The 5,071-nt window shown below is 49.4% G+C and carries 5 protein-coding genes; 3 read left to right on the top strand and 2 right to left on the bottom strand.

Annotation, left to right across the window (positions count from 1 at the left end; translation table 11 throughout):
• Positions 1 to 149: 149 nt before the first annotated feature.
• Together AC5JLB_RS13045 and acnB are read left to right on the top strand one after the other, a co-directional pair.
• Positions 150 to 578, top strand: a complete 429-nt coding sequence (locus AC5JLB_RS13045) for a Uma2 family endonuclease (protein ID WP_495874261.1) — start codon at positions 150 to 152, stop codon at positions 576 to 578.
• Positions 579 to 864: 286 nt separating this feature from the next.
• Positions 865 to 3,456, top strand: coding sequence for a bifunctional aconitate hydratase 2/2-methylisocitrate dehydratase (gene acnB, locus AC5JLB_RS13040; protein ID WP_495874260.1), 2,592 nt, complete (start codon positions 865 to 867; stop codon positions 3,454 to 3,456).
• Positions 3,457 to 3,592: 136 nt separating this feature from the next.
• On the opposite strand, the gene AC5JLB_RS13035 is transcribed toward acnB, so the two are convergent.
• A complete protein-coding gene (locus AC5JLB_RS13035) occupies positions 3,593 to 3,826 on the bottom strand; it encodes a hypothetical protein (protein WP_495874259.1) in 234 nt (77 codons plus the stop codon).
• Between the two features lie 446 nt (positions 3,827 to 4,272).
• Positions 4,273 to 4,443 (bottom strand): hypothetical protein, encoded by a 171-nt coding sequence (locus AC5JLB_RS13030; protein ID WP_495874258.1) that lies wholly within the window; start codon positions 4,441 to 4,443, stop codon positions 4,273 to 4,275.
• A gap of 198 nt (positions 4,444 to 4,641) precedes the next feature.
• Here AC5JLB_RS13030 and AC5JLB_RS13025 point away from each other — a divergent pair, with 198 nt between their 5' ends.
• The gene (locus AC5JLB_RS13025; protein WP_495874257.1) at positions 4,642 to 5,058 is read left to right on the top strand and encodes a hypothetical protein; all 417 of its coding nucleotides are present in this window, start codon (positions 4,642 to 4,644) and stop codon (positions 5,056 to 5,058) included.
• Positions 5,059 to 5,071: the final 13 nt, after the last annotated feature.

Here is a 5,071-nt window from a genome sequence, read left to right as displayed (position 1 = left end):
AACAAGGATACTACTCTTAGCTCCCTGTCCGATTTTTGGGTGTCATTTCAAGCCTTGCTCGTCGTGCCTTTAGCTTAATGAAACGTGCATACCACTCTCTAGTGATAGAGCGATCGCTTACGATAGAACTAGTAGTGAGGAATACAGTAATGGTTCTGCTTCAAGATTGGCTCACTCGACTTCAGGCAGACGATCCAGAAGAACGGCAAATCATTAGTGGCGTCAGTTGGGAGCAGTACGAAGAATTGCTCTTAGAACGTGGCGATACCTCCACCTACCGCATTACGTACCTCGATGGAATTTTAGAATTCATGTCGCCTAGCCGCCGTCACGAAGATCGGAAAACAAATATTGGCTCTCTGCTAGAGGACTACTTTAAAGCAAAGCGCATTCGGTACTTTCCAATGGGATCTACAACGCTCCGTAATCAGGCCAAACGAGGTGGAGCAGAACCAGATGAATCCTACTGCATTGGAACGAATAAAGAGTTTCCTGATCTCGTCATTGAAGTTGTGGTTACAAGCGGCAGCATTGATACGTCAGAAGTCTACCGACGCTTACAGGTTCAGGAGGTGTAGTTTTTTAAGACGGATCACTTTGAGGTTCATCACTTGCGCGAAACTGGATACGAACAGATTGGAAGAAGTGAGATCTTGCCTGATTTGAATCTCCACCTGTTAGCGAAGTATGCAGTTGCAGATGATCCGCTTGACGCCGCTCTAGAATTTCGGCAGAAAATTTAATCTGTCTGAGATGTCAACACACTGAGATGTCAACATAAATTGACCATATAGTTGAAACTGCCCTGCTTGAAGCCGCACAATCTTTAGAATGCCAATTGAACCTACAAGTAAGAACTCCATCATGCTTGAATCCTACCGTCAACACGCTGCCGAACGTTCTGCTCAGGGCATTCCTCCTTTGCCTTTGAGCGCTCAACAAACCTCTGACTTATGCGAACTCCTGAAGCATCCGCCAGCGGGTGAAGAAGAGTTTTTGCTCAGCTTACTGCGCGATCGCATTCCGCCGGGAGTCGATCAAGCGGCCTACATCAAGGCAGGATTTTTGAGCGCGATCGCTAAAGGTGAAGCGAGCAGCCCGCTCGTCTCGCGCCAAGAGGCTGTTCAACTGCTCGGTACGATGATGGGCGGCTACAACGTGCATTCATTGATCGAACTGCTAAAAGATCCGGATGCAGACATTGCAGCAACGGCGGTAGCTGCCCTTAGCAAAACCCTGTTAGTCTACGACGCCTTTCACGATGTGGAAGAACTAGCCAGCAGCGGCAATGCGTTTGCCAAGCAAGTGATGGACTCTTGGGCAAACGCAGACTGGTTTACTCACCGTCCTCAACTACCAGAGGCAATTACGGTAACGGTGTTTAAAGTGCCAGGAGAAACGAACACCGATGATCTGTCTCCCGCAACTCAAGCGACCACCCGCCCTGACATTCCGCTGCATGCCTTAGCTATGCTAGAAACCCGTCAGCCAGGATCGCTAGAAACGATCGCAGAATTGAAGCAAAAAGGGCATCCGGTCGCCTATGTCGGCGATGTGGTAGGAACCGGATCGTCTCGCAAGTCCGCCATCAACTCGGTGCTGTGGCATGTAGGCGATGATATTCCGTTTGTGCCGAATAAGCGATCGGGCGGCTATATTTTGGGCGGCAAAATCGCGCCGATTTTCTTCAACACTGCCGAAGATTCGGGAGCATTGCCGATCGAATGTGATGTGACGCAACTGCACACTGGCGACATCATTACGATCTATCCCTACAAAGGTGAGATTACAAACGAAGCGGGCGAGGCCGTTTCGACGTTTACGCTCAAGCCGGACACCATCTTAAATGAAGTGCAAGCCGGTGGACGGATTCCGCTGTTGATTGGTCGCACCTTGACTGACAAAACTCGCATTGCGTTAGGGCTTGCTCCGAGCGAGTTGTTTGTTCGTCCTCAACTGCCCCAAGACACGGGTAAAGGGTTCACCTTAGCTCAAAAAATGGTTGGCAAAGCTTGCGGTCTTCCGGGGGTGCGTCCTGGAACCTCGTGCGAGCCTGTCATGACCACCGTAGGATCTCAAGATACGACAGGGCCGATGACCCGCGATGAGCTAAAAGAGTTAGCATGTCTTGGATTTAGCGCTGATCTGGTGATGCAGAGCTTTTGTCATACCGCTGCCTATCCCAAACCTGTTGACATTACAACACATCACGATTTACCCGATTTTATTAATTCTCGGGGTGGTGTCTCGCTGCGTCCAGGCGATGGCATCATTCACTCGTGGCTCAACCGGATGCTACTGCCGGATACGGTTGGAACCGGGGGCGACTCGCATACTCGGTTCCCGCTTGGCATCTCATTTCCTGCCGGATCTGGTTTGGTTGCATTTGCTGCCGCGCTAGGAGCCATGCCGTTGGATATGCCCGAATCGATTTTGGTGCGCTTTAATGGCACGCTGCAACCAGGTGTAACCCTGCGCGACATTGTGAATGCGATTCCGTATGTTGCAATGCAGAACGGCAAGCTAAACGTGGCCAAGGAAAACAAGAAAAACGTTTATTCTGGCAAAATTATTGAGATGGAAGGACTGCCGGATCTCAAGCTAGAGCAGGCGTTTGAGCTAACGGATGCGACCGCAGAACGTTCTGCCGCTGGATGTACGATCGCGCTTAGCATTGACACGGTTTCAGAATATCTGCGATCGAACGTTGCCTTGCTCAAAAACATGGTGGCGCGTGGGTACGGCGATGCCCGCACGATTCTACGCCGTGTTCGCAAAATGGAAGACTGGTTAGCCAATCCTCACTTGCTGCAAGCCGATCCCGATGCAGACTATGCAGACATCATCGAAGTGGACTTGGATCAAATCACAGAACCGCTTGTTGCGGCTCCGAACGATCCGGACAACATTAAACTGATGTCCGAATGTGCAGGCGACTCGATTGAGGAAGTCTTCATTGGCTCATGCATGACGAACATTGGGCATTACCGAGCGGCTGCCAAGATTCTCGAAGGGGCAGGCACAGTGAAGGTGCGGCTGTGGGTTGCGCCGCCGACTCGGATGGATGAACAACAGCTTCGAGAAGAAGGCGTGTATGGGGTATTTGCAGCGGCTGGAGCGAGAACCGAGATGCCGGGATGTTCGCTCTGTATGGGTAACCAAGCTCGTGTTGCCGATGGTTCGACGGTGTTCTCCACTTCGACGCGCAACTTCAACAACCGCTTAGGCAATGGCGCTCAGGTGTATCTTGGCTCTGCGGAACTAGCGGCGGTCTGTGCGCTCTTGGGCAAGATGCCTACGGTTGAGGAATACATGAACATTGTGAAGCACAAGATTGATCCGTTTGCAGCGGATCTCTACCGCTATCTCAACTTCAATCAAATTACTGGATTTGAAGATGAAGGTCGCGTGCTCTCGAAAGATGAGGAGGAGAAGTTAGCTGTAAGTGCCGGTTAAGGAGTGTGAATTAGATAAAACCGCACATGGCTCGGACTACGTTTGAGCCTTCCGCCCTCCTCACGAAGTGGGTCGAAGACCTTCCCTAGCCCCTTCTCCTGCGGGAGAAGGGAACTAGAAATGATTGAAAATGGGATTACCGCCGATACCGCCGCGATAGTACGCTCATGACTTCGAGCGAATCGGGAATGGGTAACGGCGGACTCCATGCCCCTGCGACTGCAAAATGGCGGGCGTGAAGATTGGAAATCGTATCCTTCACACCGTCGGGGGTGCTAATGAGTAACAACAACACTCGATCCCAATCGGAATGTCCTTCGTAGGGATTGGGAAATAGCCGAGTGGCGCGGTTAAACATTGTGGTATCCATGCTTTTAGCTCCTAGTTTTTGGGGACTTGACAGGCAAGACCCCCCAAAAAATCTAGCCACCCCACGCAGGAAAAAGTGGGGTGGCTACGAGGGGTGCTAAAATGCATCCTCAGCCTGCCCAACTGCTTATACCAGTTTGGTGGGTTAGCTGTCTAAGGTTGTTCGCGCAGCCTTAGATGGCGTTTGATGGCTAGACCAATGGGTTGTCAGGATCGCTTCCCGATGATGGGAGAGTAATCTTAACCGGAAAGCATAGCGGGATTGATGGCGAGAGTCAATCCTTTGTTAAGAACAGATTTGTTCATAGCGATTGACATTCCCGAGTAACGAGCGATCGCTCGTTACTCGGCAACGCTATAGCGTAAGTCGGTATAACGGAAGTATTACTTAGGTCTGCCGTAGCGCAAGTCGGTATAACGGAAGCGTTACTCGGTAATGCCGTAGCGTTACTCGGTAATGCCGTAGCGTAAGTCGATGTAGCCGTAGCGTAAGTCGATGTAGCCGTAGCGTAAGTCAATGCAGCCGTAGCGTAAGTCGATATAGCTATAGCCTAAGTCGGTATGACGGAAGCGTAAGTCGATGTAACCCAAGCATTCCTTAATTGGAGTGTTGTACATCGAACTGTTTGTGTAATCGTCTAATTTGGGGAGATATACAGATACTCAGTCTGGATCATGTTCTAATTTAGGAGTTATGCAGATCCCTGTCTGTCTGAGATCTCAATGCAGAGGAGATATACAGAATTGGGCGAAATAGATCCGTCCAATCATGAGTTGTGCCTACTCTGCTACTATCAAAGGGAACATAGAAGAATCATGCCATTACAACTTACGGATGCTGCTTTGAACTGGGCTTTAAAGCATGCACTTACGGTGGGTGACACTGACATTTTTCCTGAAGTTTTTGAGTTTCACGCAATTGCTGATGATTGGGAAAATATTAAGAAGTCAATTCAAGAAATAGACATTGTAGAGTGGAAGGTTAGACCATTTAGGCGGTGTTTAGTTCCAAAGCATCGTTTTGGCTTTCGGGTTTCTACACAGCTTGATCCACTAGACTTTCTAATATTTACAGCACTTATTAAAGAAATTGGCAAAAAGCTAGAATTAGTAAGAATTCCATCAATTGATAACATTGTCCACTCTTATCGATTTGCTCCCACTGCTGACGGACATATGTTTTCCGATCAGTATACAGCCTTTTCCAGCCTAATGAGGTACAAGCTAGAGTAATGTAAAGTGCCAT

Source organism: Myxacorys chilensis, assembly GCF_059505265.1.
This window is presented reverse-complemented; position numbering and strand designations above follow the sequence as displayed.

What these genes read in the sequence shown, in the direction of transcription:
- AC5JLB_RS13045 (WP_495874261.1), top strand. Translation starts at nt 150, where the DNA reads ATGGTTCTGCTTCAAGATTGGCTCACTCGACTTCAGGCAGACGATCCA.
- acnB (WP_495874260.1), top strand. Translation starts at nt 865, where the DNA reads ATGCTTGAATCCTACCGTCAACACGCTGCCGAACGTTCTGCTCAGGGC.
- AC5JLB_RS13035 (WP_495874259.1), bottom strand. Translation starts at nt 3,826, where the DNA reads ATGGATACCACAATGTTTAACCGCGCCACTCGGCTATTTCCCAATCCC.
- AC5JLB_RS13030 (WP_495874258.1), bottom strand. Translation starts at nt 4,443, where the DNA reads ATGTACAACACTCCAATTAAGGAATGCTTGGGTTACATCGACTTACGC.
- AC5JLB_RS13025 (WP_495874257.1), top strand. Translation starts at nt 4,642, where the DNA reads ATGCCATTACAACTTACGGATGCTGCTTTGAACTGGGCTTTAAAGCAT.